Annotated in this window: 16 protein-coding genes; 8 read left to right on the top strand and 8 right to left on the bottom strand. The window is 67.6% G+C overall.

Features of this window, described 5'->3' with window-relative positions; genetic code table 11:
* Genes ASC55_RS11420 through pknB form a run of 3 tightly spaced genes read left to right on the top strand, consistent with a single transcriptional unit; the run spans position 1 to position 4,919 of the window.
* Positions 1-1,455, top strand: a complete 1,455-nt coding sequence (locus tag ASC55_RS11420; protein WP_055871591.1) for a peptidoglycan D,D-transpeptidase FtsI family protein — start codon at positions 1-3, stop codon at positions 1,453-1,455.
* Positions 1,452-3,185 carry a protein kinase domain-containing protein gene (locus ASC55_RS11415; RefSeq protein ID WP_235563315.1) on the top strand — a complete coding sequence of 578 codons (1,734 nt, stop codon included), beginning with the start codon at positions 1,452-1,454 and terminating at the stop codon, positions 3,183-3,185. Before ASC55_RS11420 ends, ASC55_RS11415 begins: the two co-directional genes overlap by 4 nt.
* A 45-nt stretch (positions 3,186-3,230) precedes the next feature.
* A complete protein-coding gene (gene pknB, locus ASC55_RS11410) occupies positions 3,231-4,919 on the top strand; it encodes a Stk1 family PASTA domain-containing Ser/Thr kinase (RefSeq protein WP_055875489.1) in 1,689 nt (562 codons plus the stop codon).
* Positions 4,920-4,949: 30 nt separating this feature from the next.
* Here pknB and ASC55_RS11405 read toward each other — a convergent pair whose 3' ends face one another.
* Genes ASC55_RS11405 through ASC55_RS11400 form a run of 3 tightly spaced genes read right to left on the bottom strand, consistent with a single transcriptional unit; the run spans position 4,950 to position 6,557 of the window.
* Positions 4,950-5,582 (bottom strand): anthranilate synthase component II, encoded by a 633-nt coding sequence (locus ASC55_RS11405; protein WP_055875485.1) that lies wholly within the window; start codon positions 5,580-5,582, stop codon positions 4,950-4,952.
* Positions 5,579-5,734: a hypothetical protein gene (locus ASC55_RS17640; RefSeq protein ID WP_017829942.1), complete on the bottom strand. Its 156-nt coding sequence runs from the start codon at positions 5,732-5,734 to the stop codon at positions 5,579-5,581. Before ASC55_RS17640 ends, ASC55_RS11405 begins: the two co-directional genes overlap by 4 nt.
* A gap of 28 nt (positions 5,735-5,762) precedes the next feature.
* Positions 5,763-6,557, bottom strand: a complete 795-nt coding sequence (locus tag ASC55_RS11400; RefSeq protein ID WP_055875483.1) for a class E sortase — start codon at positions 6,555-6,557, stop codon at positions 5,763-5,765.
* A gap of 103 nt (positions 6,558-6,660) precedes the next feature.
* Here ASC55_RS11400 and ASC55_RS11395 point away from each other — a divergent pair, with 103 nt between their 5' ends.
* Positions 6,661-6,900, top strand: a complete 240-nt coding sequence (locus tag ASC55_RS11395) for a cell division protein CrgA (RefSeq protein WP_017829940.1) — start codon at positions 6,661-6,663, stop codon at positions 6,898-6,900.
* Positions 6,901-7,051: 151 nt separating this feature from the next.
* On the opposite strand, the gene ASC55_RS11390 is transcribed toward ASC55_RS11395, so the two are convergent.
* Together ASC55_RS11390 and ASC55_RS11385 are read right to left on the bottom strand one after the other, a co-directional pair.
* Positions 7,052-7,942: a rhomboid family intramembrane serine protease gene (locus ASC55_RS11390; protein WP_055875480.1), complete on the bottom strand. Its 891-nt coding sequence runs from the start codon at positions 7,940-7,942 to the stop codon at positions 7,052-7,054.
* A 21-nt stretch (positions 7,943-7,963) separates the two neighbouring features.
* Complete coding sequence (locus ASC55_RS11385) at positions 7,964-8,521, bottom strand: peptidylprolyl isomerase (protein ID WP_021201367.1); 558 nt, start codon at positions 8,519-8,521, stop codon at positions 7,964-7,966.
* 147 nt (positions 8,522-8,668) lie between these two features.
* On the opposite strand from ASC55_RS11385, the gene ASC55_RS11380 reads away from it, so the two are divergent.
* A complete protein-coding gene (locus ASC55_RS11380; protein ID WP_055871970.1) occupies positions 8,669-9,169 on the top strand; it encodes a hypothetical protein in 501 nt (166 codons plus the stop codon).
* A 56-nt stretch (positions 9,170-9,225) separates the two neighbouring features.
* A complete protein-coding gene (locus ASC55_RS11375) occupies positions 9,226-9,681 on the top strand; it encodes an aminoacyl-tRNA deacylase (protein WP_017829936.1) in 456 nt (151 codons plus the stop codon).
* Positions 9,682-9,730: 49 nt separating this feature from the next.
* On the opposite strand, the gene ASC55_RS11370 is transcribed toward ASC55_RS11375, so the two are convergent.
* A complete protein-coding gene (locus tag ASC55_RS11370; protein ID WP_055871579.1) occupies positions 9,731-10,153 on the bottom strand; it encodes an NUDIX hydrolase in 423 nt (140 codons plus the stop codon).
* Positions 10,154-10,197: 44 nt separating this feature from the next.
* The gene (locus ASC55_RS11365; RefSeq protein WP_055875477.1) at positions 10,198-11,793 is read right to left on the bottom strand and encodes an amidohydrolase; all 1,596 of its coding nucleotides are present in this window, start codon (positions 11,791-11,793) and stop codon (positions 10,198-10,200) included.
* A gap of 120 nt (positions 11,794-11,913) precedes the next feature.
* Between ASC55_RS11365 and ASC55_RS11360 the strand changes: the two genes are divergently transcribed.
* Positions 11,914-12,360 (top strand): DUF1801 domain-containing protein, encoded by a 447-nt coding sequence (locus ASC55_RS11360; RefSeq protein WP_055875474.1) that lies wholly within the window; start codon positions 11,914-11,916, stop codon positions 12,358-12,360.
* A 20-nt stretch (positions 12,361-12,380) separates the two neighbouring features.
* Positions 12,381-13,499 carry a M24 family metallopeptidase gene (locus ASC55_RS11355; protein ID WP_055875471.1) on the top strand — a complete coding sequence of 373 codons (1,119 nt, stop codon included), beginning with the start codon at positions 12,381-12,383 and terminating at the stop codon, positions 13,497-13,499.
* A 69-nt stretch (positions 13,500-13,568) separates the two neighbouring features.
* Here the strand turns inward: ASC55_RS11355 and ASC55_RS11350 are convergent, their stop codons facing one another.
* The gene (locus ASC55_RS11350) at positions 13,569-19,595 is read right to left on the bottom strand and encodes a GH92 family glycosyl hydrolase (RefSeq protein ID WP_162243053.1); all 6,027 of its coding nucleotides are present in this window, start codon (positions 19,593-19,595) and stop codon (positions 13,569-13,571) included.
* Positions 19,596-19,697: the final 102 nt, after the last annotated feature.

Below are 19,697 nucleotides of genomic sequence, written 5' to 3'. Positions count from 1 at the left end.
ATGACCAAGGAACTCCGCCGTCTCAGCATCATCATGCTGTTCATGTTCATCGCCCTCTTCGCCGCGACCAGCTGGATCCAGGTCGTCGAGGCGGACGCGCTGGCCCAGAACAGCAACAACAAGCGCACCCGGCTCGACAGCTACGAGATCCAGCGAGGGTCGATCATCGTCGACGGTGTCGCGATCGCCAGCTCGGTGCCCAGCGACGACCGGTACCAGTTCCAGCGCGTCTACACCGATGCCCCGATGTGGGAGCCGGTGACCGGGTACTTCAACCCGGCTCTGGGCTCGAGCACCGGCATCGAGAGGGCCATGAACGCCGAGCTCTCCGGCACCGGCTCGAACGCGTTCCTCGGCGAGGTCGAGCGCATCCTCTCCGGCCAGCCGCAGCGCGGCTACAGCGTGGAGCTCTCCCTGAACACCGCGGCGCAGCGGGCTGCCTACGAGGCCCTCGACGGGCTCAAGGGCGCGGTCGTCGCGATGGACCCGAAGACGGGACGCATCCTGGCGATGGTCTCGACCCCGGGTTTCGACGCCAACCTGATGGCGACGCACGACGCGGATGCGGCGAACGCGACGTACGACCAGCTTGTCGCCGATGCGAACAAGCCGCTGTCTAACCGGGCGATCGCGGGAGATCTGAACCCTCCCGGTTCGACGTTCAAGGTCGTCGTCGCGGCCGCTGCCTACGCGACAGGCAACTGGACTCCCGACTCGACGCTGCCGAACCCGATCTCCTACACCCTGCCCGGTTCGACGAACCGCGTCTCCAACGCCTGGGGCGGCACCTGCGGCCCCGGCGAGACGGTCACCATCGCCGAGGCGATCAGGCTCAGCTGCAACATCCCGATGGCCGAGCTCGCCGTGGAGCTCGGCGACGACACCATCCGCGAGATGGCGGACAAGCTCGGGTTCAACCAGACGTTCGACACGCCGTTGACCTCGACGGCCTCGAGCTACCCGCGCGCCCTCGATGACGCCCAGACCGCGCTGACCGGATTCGGCCAGGGCAAGGTCACCGCGACCCCGCTGCAGATGGCCATGGTCTCTGCCGGACTCGCGAACGACGGCGTCGTGATGAACCCGCGCATGGTCGACGCCGTGATCGGGAACGACCTCTCCGTCATCAAGGCGTTCCAGGACAGCGAGTTCGGACGGGCGATGGAGGCCGACGTGGCGAACAACGTGACCGCGGCCATGGTCGCGAGCGTCGCTACGGGCGCGGCCCAGGGTGCAAGAATAGACGGGATCGACGTGGCCGGTAAGACGGGCACCGCAGAGAACGGAAACAGGCCGCATACGTTGTGGTTCACCGGCTTCGCGCCGGCGAACGACCCCGCGGTCGCAGTAGCGGTCGTCGTCGAAGACGGCGGCGGACAGGGACAATCAGGTAGCGGCGACACCATCGCCGCTCCGATTGCGAAGAAGGTCATAGAGGCGGTGCTGGGCAGATGAGGCCGACGCAGGGTGTGTCGTTCGGTGGTCGTTACGAGCTGCAGTCGCGTATCGCGATCGGTGGCATGGGCGAGGTGTGGGAAGCGACGGATCACGTCATCGGACGTACCGTCGCCATCAAGATCCTCAAGGACGAGTACATGGGGGACCCCGGGTTCCTCGAGCGTTTCCGGGCCGAGGCCCGTCACGCCGCTCTCGTCAACCATGAGGGCATCGCCAGCGTGTTCGACTACGGCGAGGAGAACGGCAGCGCCTACCTCGTGATGGAGCTGGTGCCCGGCGAGGCGCTCTCGACCGTGCTCGAGCGCGACGGCGCGCTGAGCGCCGACAAGACGCTCGACATCGTGGCCCAGACGGCTTCCGCTCTGCAGGCGGCTCACGCCGCCGGCCTCGTGCACCGCGACATCAAGCCGGGCAACCTGCTGATCACGCCCGACGGCCGCGTCAAGATCACCGACTTCGGTATCGCCCGCATCGCCGACCAGGTGCCGCTCACCGCGACCGGTCAGGTCATGGGCACCGTGCAGTACCTCTCGCCCGAACAGGCATCAGGACACCCGGCATCGCCCGCGACCGACACCTACTCGCTGGGCATCGTCGCGTACGAGTGCCTGGCAGGCAAGCGTCCGTTCACCGGCGAGTCGCAGGTGGCGATCGCGATGGCGCAGATCAACGAGCAGCCGCCGCCCCTGCCTCCCACCGTTCCGATCCCGGTGCAGAACCTGGTCATGGCCATGATCGCCAAGAAGCCCAGTGACCGTCCGTCGTCATCGGCGACGGTGGCACGCGCGGCCCAGGCCCTGCGTCGCGGAGATCTGAACTCGGCGGCCATCGCCGTTCCCGCCATCGCGACCGGCGGCATCGCCGGCGGCGACGACGCGACCAGGCTTCTGAACGCTTCTGGCGACGACGGCACCACGCGCATCCTCCCCACCACCGCTCAGCTGCCCACCGAGGACGCTGCGGAAGAGGAGAAGAAGAAGAAGCGCAGCCCGTGGACCTGGCCGCTGATCGCCCTGATCGCGTTGCTGGTCATCGTGCTCGGCGGAACGGTGTGGGCGATGCTGGCGAACCAGGGCAACGGCGACGACAAGCCCTCGGCCTCGCCCAGCGCGTCGGCATCCCGCACCCCGACGCCGACGCCGACTCCGACACCCGAGGTGACCCGCGTCGATGTGACCGCGCTGAACCTGAACGGCAAGGACTGCGGGGCGGCCACCGCCACGCTGACCGAAGCCGGCTTCAACAGCGAGATCACCTGCGTCGACGGCGACCCGGCGCCCACCGATGCCGAGGTCGGCACGGTGTACCGCGTCGCGCCTTCCGGCAACGTCGAGACCACCCAGCCGATCACCCTGACGGTCTACGCCGCTCGCGCCGGTCTGCCGACGCCGAGCGATGCCCCGACCATCACCGGTGACCCCGTCGCCGGCTCCACGGTGACGATCTCCTGGGGTACCGGCTTCACCTGCCCCAGCGGCACGACCCTCTCCGGCTACGTCGTCTCGGTGCAGAACGGCTCGTTCGTTTCGGGCGGACCGAACTTCCAGCCGACCCAGCGCAACACGCAGGTGAAGATCGCCGACGCCGAGGGCCAGCAGCTCATCGTCACCTACCAGGGCATGTGCTCCGGTGGCGACCAGCGCACCTCGGCCGCCTCTCCGCCGCTCTCGGTCACGATCACCGCGGCAGCGAATCCCGGCGATGGGGACACCGGCACCGACGGGTAACCTGTAGTTCAGTTTCAGCAAGAGTAGTTTCCAGGGGGGTCATCCGTGTCCACAGAGCCACGAGTCATCGCGGGCCGGTACCGCGTCGACGAGCTCATCGGGCATGGCGGAATGGCGAAGGTGTACCGGGGGTACGACCTGACGCTCGGGCGCGAGGTCGCGATCAAGGTCCTCGACCCCGAACTGGCGCGTGACACCGCCTTCCGCAACCGATTCCGGCTCGAGGCGCAGGCTGCGTCGCGCATGTCGCATCCGTCGATCGTCCGCGTCTTCGACGCCGGCGACCCGTCGACGAGTGAGATCGGCTCCGACGAGCCGCCCTACATCGTCATGGAGCTCGTCAAGGGCACCCTGCTCAAGGACATCATCTCCGCCGGCCCCGTGCCGGTGGCCGACGCGGTGCGCTACGTCGACGGCATCCTCGAGGCGCTCGATTACTCGCATCGCGCCGGTGTCGTGCACCGCGACATCAAGCCGGGCAACGTGATGGTCACCGACAAGGGTCAGGTCAAGGTGATGGACTTCGGGATCGCCCGAGCCGTCTCCGACTCGTCGTCGACCGTGGCGGAGACCACCCAGATCATCGGGACCGCCGCCTACTTCTCGCCGGAGCAGGCGAAGGGCGAGCCCGTCGACGCTCGAGCCGACCTCTACTCCACCGGTGTCGTCCTGTACGAGTTGCTGACGGGCCGCCAGCCCTTCCGGGGCGAGTCACCGGTGGCCGTCGCCTACCAGCACGTCAGCGAGACCCCCGTTCCTCCGACCGAGGTGAACGAGGAAGCTCCCCGCACCCTCGACCCGATCGTGCTCCGCGCGCTCGCGAAGGACCCGTACCAGCGATACCCGGATGCCGCGCACTTCCGCGCGGCCTTGGATTCCGCCATGACGGGAAACGCTCCGACCCGCAAGGAACTCGGAGCGCTGACCAGCGAGCTCTACGGCGCGAGCCCGCGGCAGGCGCAGGAGACCGCGCGGTCGCTGCGTCAGCTCAGCACCGACACGACCATGACCAGAACCCAGTCCGGTCCGCCGGTCGCGTGGATCTGGGCGGGCGTGGCTCTGCTCGCCGTGCTGCTGGCCTCCGTGCTGTTCTGGGTCGTCACGATCAGCATGCGGCCCCCTGAGGTGTCGAGCAGCTCACGGATCATCCCGAACCTCGTCAACGTCTCCTCGGAACGCGCGCAGGACGACCTCGCAGGGCTCGACCTCTCGTCGAAGATCGTGATCGAGACGAGCTCCGAGGTCGCCGAAGGCAACGTGATCCGCACCGACCCCGAAGCGGGCGTCTCGGTGGAGGAGGGATCCACGGTCACGTTGTACGTCTCCGCGGGCGAAGAGACCGTGGTCATGCCCAAGATCGAGGGCATGGCGCTCAGCGATGCCACAAACGCGCTGAAGGCGGCAGGGCTCGAGCTCGGCACCGTCATCCAACGCAACGACAAGGCCTTGGCGGCGAACACCGTCATCTCCGCCAGTGAGAAGGCCGAGACCGAATTGGATCCGGGAACCGTCATCAACCTGGTCGTGGCCAGCGGCAAGGTGACGCTGACCGACCTCGTCGGCTGGACCGTCGATGCCGCCACGACCAACCTCGGCGATCTCGGTCTGGTCGCCGTGCCGGCCGAGACGGCGGAGTGCCCGGCCACACAGCCGGCGACCGTCCACTCGATGTCGGTGGCTCCGGGTGACGTTCCCGTCGGCTCGTCGGTGCAGATCTTCTTCTGCACCGGATAGCGGTCGCAGATCGGGGAGCCGACCCCGCCGTCACCTCGACAGCGGGTGCAGGTCCTCTGCGCGCGCCACGGCATTCTCGTCCCCGCACAGCTCCAGCCAGTTCGCCAGAAGCCGGTAGCCTCCCTCGGTGAGCACGCTCTCCGGATGGAACTGCACACCCCACAGCGGCAGGTCACGGTGCGCCAGGGCCATCACCGTGCCGTTCTCGGTCCAGGCGGTCACGATGACATCGGAGGGCAGGTCGGACGCCGCGAGCGCCAGCGAGTGATAGCGACCCGCGTCGAACGGAGAGGGGACGCCGTCGAACAGCGGGGAGCCGTCGTGCGTGACCGCCGACACCATGCCGTGCATGAGCTCCGGCGCGGCGATCACCGGTGCCCCGAAGGCCTCACCGATCGTCTGATGCCCGAGGCACACACCGAGGGTCGGTATGCGCAGCCGCGTGGCGATGCGCACCGCGTCGAGCGAGGCACCGGCGTCGGCCGGGGTGCCCGGCCCGGGTGAGAGCATCACCGCGTCGTATGCGGGGAGCATGTGCTCGAGCTGTGCGGCGTCGGTGGCGTCGGACTCGATCATCACGGTCTCGGCGCCGAGCTCGCTCAGGTATCCGACCAGGGTGTGCACGAAGCTGTCGTGGTTGTCGACCACGAGCACTCGCGTCATTCGACGTCGACCTCGCCCGGAGCGATGATCGGGCTCACCCAGGGGAAGACATACCAGAACAGTCCGTAGAGCACGGCGGCGATGACGACCACGAGGATGAGCACACGCAGCCACCACGGACCGGGCAGCAGGCGCCAGATTGCGGCGTACATCAGTCTTCTCCCTTGTCGACGTCCACGATCACACCGATGGTGCGGCCGGCGGGGGCGGCGGGTCGGTCAGAGCGGTCGGCGGGCCCTCAGCGCGCGGCTGGAAGCTCTCGAAGACCCCGTAGGCGACGATGCGCTCGGCGAGGGAGTAGAGCGGGGAGCAGGCGGTGAGGGTGATGTACTGCTCTCCGGTCTGCTGCTCCGGCATCTGCGGCACATCCGCGAGCACGTCCGTCTGCGTGGGCTTCACGTATTCGAGGGTGCGGAAGCGGTAGGTGTACCAGCCGTCGGCCGTCTCCACGACGATGGCGTCGCCGAGCTGCAGCTTGTCGAGCTGGTTGAACGGCTTGCCCCAGGTGGTGCGGTGTCCGGCGAGAGAGAAGTTGCCGACCTCGCCGGGCATCTTCGAGTTCGTGTAGACGCCGATGCCCTGCTGATCCAGGGTGCGTGCGCGGCTCGTGCCCCCGAAGATCCCGAAGTTGTAGTCCGCGCCGAATCGCGGGATGTGCATCTGTCCGAACCACTGGGCGTCGGCCGGAGCTGCGGGGACCGGCGGGACGTATGTGGTGACACCGTCTTCACCCTCGACGACCGGCGGGAGCTCTGGTGCCTCGGCTTGTGCGAGGGCTTGCGAGACAGCGGCACCCTCATCGTTCTTCTGGGCGCTGATGATGATGTCGCCGATCCACATCTGCCAGGCCACGAAGAGGAGGACCACCACGCCGGCGGTGAGGAGGAGCTCGCCGAGTACACTCGCGAACGTCGCGCGAGAGCGTGGTCGCTGCCGCCGCGGACGTCGCCCCCCAGGCACGACGGATGCAGTCATGCGGTGATCATATCCGGGAACGCTGGGCGGACGCCGAGGCCTCCCCGTCTGTGCGGGCATATGTGCCTCGGCGGAGGACAGCTCTGATGGGTACAATGACGGAATGGCACGTGACCGCAAGACTGAAGAACCCGCCGTCGAGCGCGCCGAAGGCGAGGCCGCTCCCAACGCCGTGTGGTTCAAGCCGGTGATGATCGGCTTCATGCTGCTGGGCCTCGTGTGGATCCTGGTCTTCTACATCTCGGGCATGCAGTACCCGATCCCGGGTCTGTCGAACTGGAACCTGGCCATCGGCCTCGGCATCGCGCTGATCGGCTTCCTCATGACCACCCGCTGGCGCTGACCCTCCCCCTTCTTCCAGAAAGGCCCTCTCGCGATGCGAGAGGGCCTTTCTCATATCTGGAGCGAAAGTTATCCACAGGTCCATCCACAGCCTGGGGAGAATTACACCGGTGTTATTCACAGGGGTTAACAACCCTGTTAACAACTCGGGATCAGGACAAAAGGATGAGCGGCGGCACGAACGCCACGACGACGATCAACAGGACGACCACCGCGGACAGCAGCACGATCTGCAGGGTGCGCTGTTCTCGGCGCTTCGTCTTGACGTAGATGAGGGCGACGAGGGCGCCGACGATGGCTCCACCCAGGTGGGCTTGCCATGAGATACCCCCGGCGAAGAAGCCGAAGGCGAAGTTGATGCCGAGGATGACGAGGATCCCGGTAACGTTCGCGCCGATGTGGCGGCCGATGATCAGCAGAGAAGCCAGGAGTCCGAAGATCGCCCCGGAGGCTCCCACGGTCCACGAACCCGGCGCGAGGATGGCGACCATCACCGATCCCCCGAGACCGCTGATCAGATACAGAGCGAGGTACCGGGTGCGGCCGAGCATGGGCTCAAGGCTCTGACCCAGCATCCACAGGGCGAGCATGTTGAGCGCCAGGTGGATGAAGCTCCCGTGCACGAGCAGCACGGTGAGAAGACGCCAGGGCTCGAAGGGCACGGCGAAGAGATTCGGGTACAGGAACGGGGCGAAGAATCCCAGAGCCTGAATGATCGGTTCCTTGAACCCCGGGATCAACTGAACCAGGCCGATGAACGAGGTGACCGCGAGCAGCGCGTAGGTCACGACCGGCTTGCCGCCGCGGGTCATCGCCATGGTGGCGCCGCCGCCGCGCCAGCGTCGTGCCGCCTTCTTCTGCGCGGGAGTGCGGTTCTTGCGATCGGCGCTCATGCACTCCGGGCAGATGACGCCCACGGGCGCCTGTGTCTGGCACTCGGGGCAGATGGTGCGCATGCACCGCTGGCAGAGCACGAAGCTCTGCCGATCCGGATGCCGGTAGCAGAAGTTGTCGCGATTGCTCGTGAACTCAGGCGTGGTCATCCGGATCGGCCGCAGCTGTCGTCAGGCCGCGACGATGTCGATCGACTGCAGCACGACCGGCTCGACGGGGCGGTCGCCCGCACCGGTCTGCACAGCGCCGATCGCGTCGACGACGGCCTTGGAGGCGTCATCGGCGACCTCGCCGAAGATCGTGTGCTTGCCCTGCAGCCACGGGGTCGGGTCGGTCGTGATGAAGAACTGCGACCCGTTGGTACCCTCGGGCTTGCCCGTGATGGCGTTGCGACGCAGGCCCGCGTTGGCCATCGCGAGGATGTAGGGCTCGTTGAAGTTGAGCTCCATGTTGATCTCGTCGTCGAAGTTGTAGCCGGGGCCGCCGACGCCCTGTCCGAGCGGGTCGCCGCCCTGGATCATGAAGTTCGGGATGATGCGGTGGAAGATGACGTCCTTGTAGAGAGGTCCCTCGCCGGGCTTGCCGGTGGCGGGATCGGTCCACTCCTGGGTGCCGTCGGCCAGGCCGACGAAGTTCTTGACCGTCTTCGGGGCGTGGTCACCGAAGAGGTTGATGACGATGTCACCGTGGTTGGTGTGCAGGGTTGCGACATGAGAAGCGTGAGCCATGTCAACATTCTCGCAGAGCTTCCGGTGAGTTGGCCGTGGTGACTACCCCTGTTCGGTCGAAGAAGCAAGGGGCGGGCGATTCCCGCCCGGCTTCCAGCCTCTCGTGGCAAGATGGGGAACCCGTACTCCAATGGACAGGAGAGCATCGTGAGCCTCAGCCGCAAGCGGAAGAAGGAACTGCGTCGTCTTCAGAACGACGCGAACCAGCTCTGGGAGAACCAGCAGGTGCTCGTCGGTCACGCCGCCGATGTCGCCCGTGAGGCCGGCCGTCAGCTCGGCAACCTCAATCGTGAGCAGGTCGTGCCGGTCATCCAGGACACGTACAACCGCCGTGTCGCCCCGGTCGTCGACCGCGGCGTGAAGATCGGCAAGCACGTCGTCGACGACAAGTTCGTGCCGATCGTGGGCGGAGTGGTCGGAACTGCTCTCACCGCGTGGGACGTCGCCAACGCCAAGCGCCACGGCGTCGCCGTGAAGGTGCGCAAGGCGACCGCGCCGCAGAAGTCGGGCCCCGGCCTGGGCTCCATCATCGCGATCATCCTCGGTGCTGCCGCGGCGGTCGGTGTGCTCTACGCCGCATGGCAGACGCTGCGCGCGGACGATGAGCTCTGGGTCGCGGACGACCCGCTCGCCGCACCCGACGCGTGAAGCCGTCTGACCCCGCCTCCGTCGCCTCTGGTGACGGAGGCGATCAGCATGCCCGGGTGAGGGAGGCGGCCGCGGCCCGGGGGCTCGAGATCGAGATCCGCGAACGACCCGCCGCCGGCAGCCTCTTCGAGGCAGCAGAACTGCTCGGCATCCCGGCGTCGGGCATCGTGAAGACCCTCGTCGTGAAGCGTTCGGATGACACGTTCCTGTTCGCGCTCGTGCCGGGTGGTCGATCGATCTCCTGGCCCAAGCTGCGTGCTCTGGTCGGTGTGAACAAACTGCGCCTGCCCGAGCCCGAGTTGGCGCTCGCGGCGACCGGCTACGAACGGGGAACCATCGTCCCGATCGGCAGCACCACGGATTGGCCGATCTACGCCGACGAGTCGATCGTCGGTGAGCGGATCGCCATGGGCGCGGGTGCCCATGGGTACAGCCTGTTCGTCGAGGCGGACGACCTGATCGCCGCATACGGCGCCATCGTCGCCGACATCTCGGTGCCCGAAGAGCGCTGATCCTCATCGCCGCGTTCGCGGCACGAGCGCCGCACGTCGACAGGGTCGGTCAGAGGATGCCGGCCATCCTGAGCGCGATGTCGACCAGTTTGACGCGCTGCAGCTCCGCGACCGTCTTCAGGGGGAACCACTCGGCCATGTCGGTCGAACCGCCGGTCTCGAACCGGAGCTTGCCACCCGTCACCTCGGCACGGTACACGATGCGCAGGGTATGCAGCGGATCCGCGGCCTTCTGCACGCGACGACCGGCGGGGATCACCCGGGAATGGATGCCGAGCAGTTCGCCGACCTTGACCGTGTAGCCGGTCTCCTCGCGAAGCTCGCGACGCACCGCGTCCTCCGGCGACTCACCGGCCTCCAGCCCGCCGCCCGGCATCGTCCACGCCACGCGGCGGCCCTCGGTCCAGCGCGCGAGCAGCAACCGCCCGTCGTCATCGGTGACGACCGCGTACGCCGCGACACGCAGGTCCATGGATCACACACTATCCGTCGGCGAAGACGCTCGATGACAGCGCGTCAGACCACTCGCACACCGGCCACGTACGTGGACTTCACCTGCGTCGCGGCGAGGTCTTCGGAGGACACCGTGACCGGGTCGCGATCCACCACGATGAAGTCCGCGAAGAGGCCGGGGGCGAGGGCACCCACCTCGTGCTCGCTGAAGAGCTGCCAGGCCGCGTTCACCGTGTGCGCGAGGAGCGCCTGATCCCTGGTGACCGGTGAGCCGCCGGGCATGCGATACCCGTTGCGGGTGGTGCGGGTCTCGGCGACTGCCATGTTGCGGAAGGGCTCGTCGGGGGTGACCCACCCGTCGTTGTGGAACGTCACGCGGTGACCGGCTGCGAACGCGGCGCCAGCATCCGCCCATGCGCCCCCGTGTTCCGGACCGAAGAGGTCATCGACGAGCACCTCGCCCCAGTACGTGATGTGGTCCACGAACAGGCTGACCGTGACTCCCAGAGACGCCGCGCGCTCGAACTGCGCCGGCGTCATGGCGCCGCAGTGCTCCAGCCGGAACCGATGATCGGTGAGTCCGTGCCGCGCGATGATCTGCGCGTAGACGTCGAGGGTCGCATCGATCGCGCGGTCCCCGTGCGCGTGACAGGCCAGCTGCCAGCCCGCGGCGGCATAGGGCTCGGCGATGGCCGAGAGCTCGTCCGAGGTGTAGTTCGCCCGCCCGATGTGGTGGGGCTCGAGTCCGAGCGCACGGGTCGCCGGGGTGTCGAGATAGGGGAAGGACGTGGCGATGTTGCCGACCCACGGAGAGCCGTCCGACCACGTCTTCACGCCCGTCTGGCGGAAGAACGCATCGCCGCCGCCTCGTGAGGAGGGCATCCCACCCGGACGGGACATCTCGTACCACCGCAGGCGCACCGGCATCGCACCCTTCGCGCGCAGGGCGTCGATGAGCGGATCGAGTCCTCGATTCCACGACAGGTCGGACACGGTGGTGATGCCGCGCGCGGCCAGATCGCGCAGGTGCGCAGGAAGGATGCGGGGGAGATGCTCCTGCGCCGTGGCGAGCATCGGGGCGACGACCATCTCGACCGCAGCCGCCTCGAGCGCGACGCCGGTGAGCTCCCCCTCGGCATCACGACCGAACGAGGCGCCGACCGGATCGGGTGTGGTGCGGTCGATGCCCGCAGCGAGCGCGGCGGCGGTGTTGAAGTAGACCGAGTGCCCGGAGTTGTGGATCACGACGAGAGGAACACGGCCGGCGAGCTCGTCGAGGAAGCGGATGTCGGGATCGGGGAGTCCGCGCTGCAGCAGCGAGTCCCATCCGTTCGCGAAGACGGGTTCCCCGTCGGCCTCCGCGACCGCCGTGCGCAGAGCTGCGAGGACGTCCTCGGCCCGGGGCACGACCACGGGGCGGAGGTCGACGACCAGGTCCGAGAGCAGGATCGCGGCGAACCCGGGATGCCCGTGCGGCTCGATCAGCCCGGGCATGACCCATCCGTCGAGTGCGACCATCTCGGCGTCGGGGTAGGTGCGGCGAATCTCCTCCGCCGAACCCACGGCCACGATCGTGGCGTCGTCGACCGCCATGGCTTCGACTTCGATGTCTGTGCTCGGCGCGAACGGGCGGATGCGGCCGGTGAAGACTGTCGTCATGGCGTCAGTCTGGCACTCGGGCGCGGCGCGGCGAGGGATCGATCAGGAATCGAGAAGCGCATCCGTGTCCTTCCTCCGTAGTGTGAGCACCACACCGGCAGCACATCGAGAGGACCGATCATGGCCGAGAACGAGAAGAACTTCAGCGCCGAGGAACGCGAGGCCATGCAGGCTGCCGCGAAGGAGGCCCGCACACGGCGTTCCGGGGCGAAGAAGTCACCGGAAGAGCTGCGGGCAGCGGGGGAGGCCGACCTCAAGGAGGCCATCGAGAAGCTCACTCCCGAAGACCAGGCTCTGTCGAACAAGCTGCACGCTCTCGTCTCCGAGGTCGCCCCCGAGCTCGTCCCTCGCACGTACTACGGGATGCCGGCGTGGGGTCGCGACGGGAAGGTGCTCTGCTTCTTCCAGCCGGCGAGCAAGTTCAAGGTGCGCTACGGCACCTTCGGCTTCGAGCCGATCTCGAACCTCGACGACGGCACCGTCTGGCCTACCGCGTATGCGGTGACCGATCTCACGGAGGCAGACCTCGCTTTCCTGGCCGAGCGCATCCGTGTCGCGATCAGCTGACGCGCAGTAGCGTGGAGCCCGTGAGCACACTGCCCTTCACCGCCGCCGTCTACGCCGCCCGCCTCGCCCGTGCCGCCTCCCTCGCCGCCGAGGCCGGGCTCGACGCCATCATCGTGGGACCGGGCCCCGATCTGCAGTATCTGGTCGGCGTCGAGGGCGACACGATCGAGCGACTCACAGCTCTGGTGCTCGGACCCGGCGTCACCCCGACGGTCGTGGTGCCGAGGATGGAGCTGGCGAAGGTGCGCACCACCGCGGTGGGCGAGCTCGGACTCGCCATCGCCGACTGGGTCGACGGTGAAGACCCGTATGCACTGGTCACCGCAACCGTGGGCACCGCATCGCGCGTGGGTGTCTCCGACGCCCTTCCCGCCCTGCACGTCATCCCGATCGGCGAACGACTGGGCGTGCGCCTCGAGCTCGCGACTCCGGTGCTGCGGGAGGGGCGGATGATCAAGGACGCCGAAGAGATCACAGAACTGCGTCGAGCAGCCGACGCCATCGACGCGGTGCACCGCCGCGTGCACGAGTGGCTGCGGGCAGGACGCACCGAGCGCCAGGTGGCCGCCGACATCGCCGAGGCCATCGTCGCCGAGGGCCACCGCACGGTCGAGTTCGTGATCGTCGGGTCGGGTCCGAACGGCGCCGACCCGCATCATGAGGTCTCGGACCGGGTGATCGAGAGCGGCGATGTGGTCGTGGTCGACATCGGCGGCGCGGTGCCGAGCGGCTACAACTCCGACAGCACCAGGACCTACGCCGTCGGCGCCCCCGACGCCGCAGCGGCTGAGCGCATCGCAGTTCTCGTGCGGGCGCAGCAGGCGGCCGTGGATGCCGTGCGTCCAGGAATCACCGCAGCCGAGGTCGATGCCGCAGCGCGAAGCGTGCTCGCCGAGGCGGGCCTGGGTGAGGCCTTCCTGCACCGCACGGGGCACGGCATCGGCGTCTCGGTGCATGAGGAGCCCTACATCGCCCCGGGCAACGATCTGGTGCTGCGCGAGGGCATGGCGTTCAGCATCGAGCCCGGCATCTACTTCGCCGGCGAATGGGGTGCCCGCATCGAGGACATCGTCGTGGTCACGGCCGACGGGGGAGAGCGGTTGAACGTCGCGCCGCACGAGCTCACCTCTGTGATCTGAGCCTCGCTCGATCAGCCTGAGAGGCCGCCCTCCCCGATCACGGGGAGGGCGGCCTCTTCTCGCAAGGGGTCAGGACTCCATGCGGCGCCGACGGGTCACGAGCACACCCCCGGTCACCACGAGCAGGAACAGGATCGCGATCACCGCGGCCGGAACCGCACCACCGGTGCCGGCGAGACCGCCACCTGCGCCAGTCGCGGCCGTGACAGTGAGGTCTCCTTGTGCTGTCAGTCCTGTGCGTGCTCCCACGGCGATCAGCGTGTGGTCACCGACCTCCGCCTTTGCCGGGATCGTCACCTCCACGCGGAACGCACCGTTCGCGTCGGCGACGACCTCAGCCAGGTGGAGGGGCTCGGAGTGGAGCGTGAGCGAGATGGTCTCTCCGGAGCCGAATCCCCGCCCCGTCACCTGCACGGTGCCGCCTTGCGCCACCGTGCTCGCTCCGATCACGAGCTCCGCCTGCAGCACCGGGGTGTCGCGCGCGTCGATCGTGAGCGGTGACGACTCCGAGCCACGGTAGGCCGTCTCGTCGGACGGGATGAAGCGCGCCACGTAGGTGTGCACGCCCGAGGTCGCAATGGTGACATCGGCAGTGGCCGTACCGCCGGTGACCTCGGCCGAGCCCACGACATCGTCCCCCTCGAAGAAGTCGACCTTGCCGGCGGCACCCGCAGGCTTCACCGTCGCCACCAGGGGGATCGACTCGCCGGCAACCGGATCGTCGGCCCCGGCCGCGAGCGCCACCGAGGTCTTGCGCGGGGCCTGCGGATCGGCAGCGACCAGAACAGAGGCACGAGCCTCGACCTGAGAGACCTCGCCGAGCGCGATCACCGGGTGGGAACCATCGATCGCATCGACCGGCACCATCAGGTCGGCATCGAGACGACCGCTCTCGTCGGCCGATGTCTGTACCGGGGTCTCATCGTCGATGCGGATAGAGACGTTCTCCTTCGGCGCGAAGCCCGTTCCGGTGATCGTCACGGTGTCGCCCGGCGTCGCCGTGGGAGTCACCTGGATCTCGGGTGTGTACTCGGGCTCGGGATCGACGACCGCGATCTCGAGTTGCGCCCCAGCCGACCGCACCCCGTCGTCCGCCGTCACCGTCACCGCATAGGCGCCGGCGACGGAGTAGGTGTGGGTGCCGGTGACGGCGCCGTCCACGATCGACACCGGCGCGACGGGTGAGCCGTCTCCCCAGTTCACGACCGCCGAGGTCTCACCCTGTCCGCCCGCGATGACGGCGAGGGACGCCTCGAACTCCTCGCCCGCGATCTGCTCTCCCACAGCGCCAGCCGTGACGCTCAACGGCTCCATGGCCGCACGCTCGCCATCGGAAGCGATCGCGAAGATGTGCACGCGTCCATCGTTGAGCGAGCCGGCCTCCTTCGGCATCGTGAGCGACTCGACGACCTTGGCGACACCGTCCTCGTCCACCGCGAGATCGATCGGAGCCGTGGCATAGATGGCGGTGTTCTTGACCGACCCCTCAGCACCGGTTCCCGAGAGGCGTCCCTCCGAGACGGCGAGCACGGTATTGCTCTTGTACGGATTCCCTGATGCACCGACCCAGTCGCCGAGGCTGATCGTCACCTGTTGCGTCGAGCCGTCGGTGAAGTGCAGCGTCGCGATGGAGTCGCGATTGCTCTCGGTGGCCGTTCCGATGAACGCGATCTGCTTCGCGCCGCTACCGAACGACACCTTGACCGTCTGTCCTTCACCTGTGATGTTGTCGGGAGCCCCCGCCGGGATCGCCGGGAGGTCGTAAGTCAGCGTCGTCCCGGGGACCGTGAGGGTCTGACCCTGCACGAACCCGTCGGCGTTGATCTTGTCGCGGAAGTAGCCGTGGCCCTGTGAATCGCAGTTCGCAGCCGTGACACCGAGGTCGCCGATGCAGACGTTGTTGAAGGCGCCGTTCAGCGTCTCGTCTCGGAACACGGTGACCGTCGCGGTGGTCTGAGCCACCGCACCTGCCGAGTCCCGCACCGTGACGGCGGCCGAGTAAGTGCCCGGCACCGTGAAGGTGTGCGGCGCACTCACCTTCCATCCGCCGAGGTCGTCGCGCATCAGCTTCACCTCATCCACCGGAGCGCCATCACCGTAGTCGACGGTGACGGTGTAGCCGGAGGCCTCGGTCTCCGTCCCGACCACGGTCGCGAGCGGGCCGGAGAACTCGCGGTCGACCGCCACACGCTGCGGCGCACCGGGCGCGATCGACAATCCGTCTGCCGCCGAGGCGGAGGCGAAGAGCTCGATCTCCGACAGTGCCAGCGTCGCCGCATCCGTCTTCAACGTCACTCTCACGCTCGTGTAGCCATCCTGGTTCGCGGCCGTGAAGGGGCGCGTCTGCGAGTCCCACGTGAACGACTCACCGGAGCGACTGTCCAGCTCGGTCCACGTGCTGCCGTCGAGCGAACCCTCCAGCTTCCAGCTGGACGGGGCATTCGTCTTCGCCGCGCTGGTGAGCGTGTACTGACCGATGGAGACGGGTCCGGACTGCGAGGTCCAGACGAGCTCGGCGGTGTCGCCCGAGAACGAGACCTTCGAGTTCATGCTGTCGTCGGCCAGAGCACCGACGGGGGTGCCGTCAGTCGCCGCCAGAACTCCGCGGCCGACCTTCGTCGCATCCACCAGCGTGGTGGGCACGTCGAGCTTCTCGTCGAGGTCCTTGGCGCCCCAGGTCGAAGGCGTCGCGCTCATGGTGAAGTCGAGCGTGCCGCCGTCGCGCACCAGGTCGCCGTCGAACGTCGTCTCGGTGATCGCCGTGCCATTGATGCTGGCGCCTGCGACGTACTTGTCGCCCGCGGATGCTCCGGGAGCGTTGATCACCAGTTCCTTGTCACCGATCGAGAGCGTCGCACTGTCGAAGAGCGGTGAGCCGATGGTGTAGTCGCCGGAGCCGACCTCGAGCGGGTAGAAGCCCAGCGCCGAGAACACGTACCAGGCCGAGAACTCGCCGTTGTCCTCGTCGCCCGGATACCCCTGGCCGATGTCGGAACCCACGAAGAGACGGTCCTGGATGTCGCGGATCAGCTCCTGCGCCCCCGACGGGTCACCGGCTTCGGCGAGCACGTAGGGGATGTGATGTGCGATCTGGTTCGACATGCCGAGCATCCCGAGTCGCACGTCGCGCGCTTCCCTCGCCTCGTGGATGCCGGAGTAGTCGGCCTTCTCTCGCGTGGTGAGGAAGTCGTGCATCACGTCGACGAGTCCCTGGCGCCCGCCGTAGAGGGCGGCCAGGCCGTCCACGTCGTGCGGAGCATGGAACCCGAAGGTCCAGGCGCTCGCCTCCGTGAAGGCACCGCCCCAGGCCTTCTTGTCGAAGTCGGCGCCCGAGGTCCAGGTGCCGTCGGCATTGCGGGAGGTGAACGTGCCCGCCTCGGGGTTGTACATCTCGACGTAGTGCTCGGCGCGCGCCTCGAAGTACGTGGCTTCCTCCTCGAGCTGCGCCACGCGATCGGCCGGGGTGTTCGGGTCCTCGGAGAGGGCCTTCGCCATCTCCGAGATCCCGAAGTCGTTGATGTAGCCCTCGAGACCCCACGATGCGCTCTCGTGCGTCGTCTCCTCGGTGTACCCGAGGAAGATCGACTGGCCGAGGCCCTTGCGGCCGACGGCGTTGGATGCCGGGAGCACCGTGGCGTTCTTGACCGCGGCGTCGTACGCCTCGAGTGCCGTATCGGTGCTGAGGGCGCCGGCGAGATACGCTTCCGCGAAGGCGACGTCGGAGCTCGTGCCGGTCATGAGATCCGCATAGCCGGGGGAGGACCATCGGGCGACCCAGCCGCCGTCGCGATACTGCTGCACGAAGCCGTCGACGAGCTCCTCTGTCACCTCGGGGTAGAGCAACGAGTACAGCGGCCACGCGGTTCGATAGGTATCCCAGAAGCCGTTGTTCACATAGACCTTGCCGTCGACGATCTTGGCGTTGGTCTGGGTGTCGCTGGCCTGCCCGGTCGTCGCCGACACAGGGCTCGCGTACTTGAAGACGGGGTCTGTCTCGGTACCCGTGTTCTCGAACTGCGAGTTCGGGTACAGATTCAGTCGGTAGAGACTCGAGTAGAGGGTGACGAGCTGGGTGTCGCTGGCCCCCTTGACGTCATGCACGACGGAGAGTCGCTCGTTCCACGCATCCTTGACGGCGGCATGCGCCTCATCGAAGGAGACGCCTTCGACCTCGAAGCCGTGGTTCTTCTCGGCCTGTTCCTGCGAGATGAACGACGACGACAGCCGCAGCTCGACCGTGCGGTCGCTGGTCGTATCGAATGCCGCATAGCGCGCGGTGGCGTTGCGGTTACCCACCGTGGTGGGTCCCGCCGCGGACGGGGCGCGGTCGAACGTGCCGTAGACGAACATACGCGTGCGCCCCGGCCACCCGGATCCGCCGTCGACCCAGCCGCTGACCGTGTCGCCCGAGATCGTCAGCTTCGACGAGTCGACGAGCTGGTCGATCAGGATCGAGCTCGCATCACCTGCGAACTCGAACCGATAGATCGCGCCATGATCGGTGGCTGTCACCGCAGTGCGGATGCCGTTGTCGAACGTGACGTCGTAGATGTCGGGGCGCGCGATCTCGTTCTCGTGCGAGAACGTGAGCCTGCGGTCGTTCAGATTCGAGGTGGGATTGGCGTTCGCGGCGGGAAGAACGGCGATCTGGTTGCGATCTCCCATCCAGATGCTGGGCTGGTGGGAGAAGCCGATGCCGTTGAGACCGGTCCTGTTCTGCGCATTGTTCGCGCGCTGGTACTGGTAGATCGTCCCGACGTTGTCGGCGTTGGTCATCGGTGTGATGAAGTTGAATCCGTTGGGCCAGGCGGTGGCAGGCAGGTTGTTCCCGCGCGAGAAGCCGCCGGTCGAGTTCGTGCCCCGACGGGTGTCCACATAGGAGACGAAGCCGTCCGAGGTGTCCCGTGCGGCGGCGACACCGATCTCGATGTCGTCGAGCCAGCCCGTGAAGGAGGTCGCTCCGGTGGGCACCTCGATGCCCTTCACGTCGGATCCCGGGTGGTCGTAGGTGAACAGGATGTCGTCGATCGTGCGCCCCTCGAACGAGCCGAGGTCGACGGTCACCTTGTTCCACTGGTTCGGCCAGAGCGCGTTCGAGAGTCCCTGCTGGCGCGCATCCGTGCCGTATCCATAGGTGTCGACGGCACCACTCGCCGAGAGCGTCGTACCGTCGTCGAACGCGAGGTCGACAGCGACGAACGTCGCAGCATAGGTCTGCTCACCGTCGAGCACAGGGAACACGAGGTAGGAGAGCTCGCTGTCCGCAGCCACGTCGATGTCGACGTCGCTGTACAGGGTGCTGGTCGACGAGGCGGGCCCGTCGGCCAGATGGCGGCCGGAGTACTGCACGGCCTTGGTACCGGTGAAACCGACGCCGGTCTTCGCGGTGTCGGATGCCGTGGGGCCGTTGCCGATGGCGAGGCGCAGATCCTGCGCGACAGGAACGCCGTCGGTCGCCGTGAGGGGCTCGAAGTCGGCGAGCTGAACGAGTCCCGTCGTGGCGACGCGGGTCTCGAGGACCTCGAGCCGGTAGTACTGATATGCGGCGCTCGGAGCGGCGAGGTCGAAAGTGCGGGTCTGGCCGCGACCGGTGAACATCTCGTCCGTGCGCTCGTCGACGGTGGTCCAGTCGGTGCCATTGTCGGATCCCTGCACCCGGAAGTTCTTGGGGTCGCGCTCGGAGGCATCAGCGCCCGACGTGAGCGTGTAACGGAGCAGGGGCTGCGCAGCCGTGAGCTGGTACCGGATCCAGCCCGTGCGTGCAAAGGCGAGCCACTTGGTCGACGCGTTCGCGTCGGCGGCGAACGTCGCGGCCTCGTTGGGAGGATTCTCGGCCGACGCGGTCACACCGTTCGGCGCGATGCTCGGCAGCATGCTGCCCGGCACGAACCGACTGCCGGTCACATTGACGGGCTGACCTGTTCCCGTGAGCACGGGGACGGCATCGGCAGACTCGAATGACGATGAGAAAGCGCCTCCTGCGGCGGCTGCCGCCGGCATGGGCGTCAGCATCGCGAGGGTCACCGTCAGGGCTGCGCCTGCAGCGATCCAGCCGCGGCTCAGGGGTCGTTCTCTTCTCGGACGGGCAACCGTCATGATGTGCTCCTCAAACTCCACCACTGTGTGTCGTTCGCCTGTCGCAGATGCCGGGTGAGCCTGCGCGGGGCGGTATGACATCGCTGTCATATGATGAGGAAC

Source organism: Microbacterium sp. Root322, from assembly GCF_001425645.1.
GTDB classification, from domain to species: domain Bacteria; phylum Actinomycetota; class Actinomycetes; order Actinomycetales; family Microbacteriaceae; genus Microbacterium; species Microbacterium maritypicum.
The sequence above is the reverse complement of the archived record's forward strand: the minus strand, read 5'-3'. Positions and strand labels throughout refer to the sequence as shown.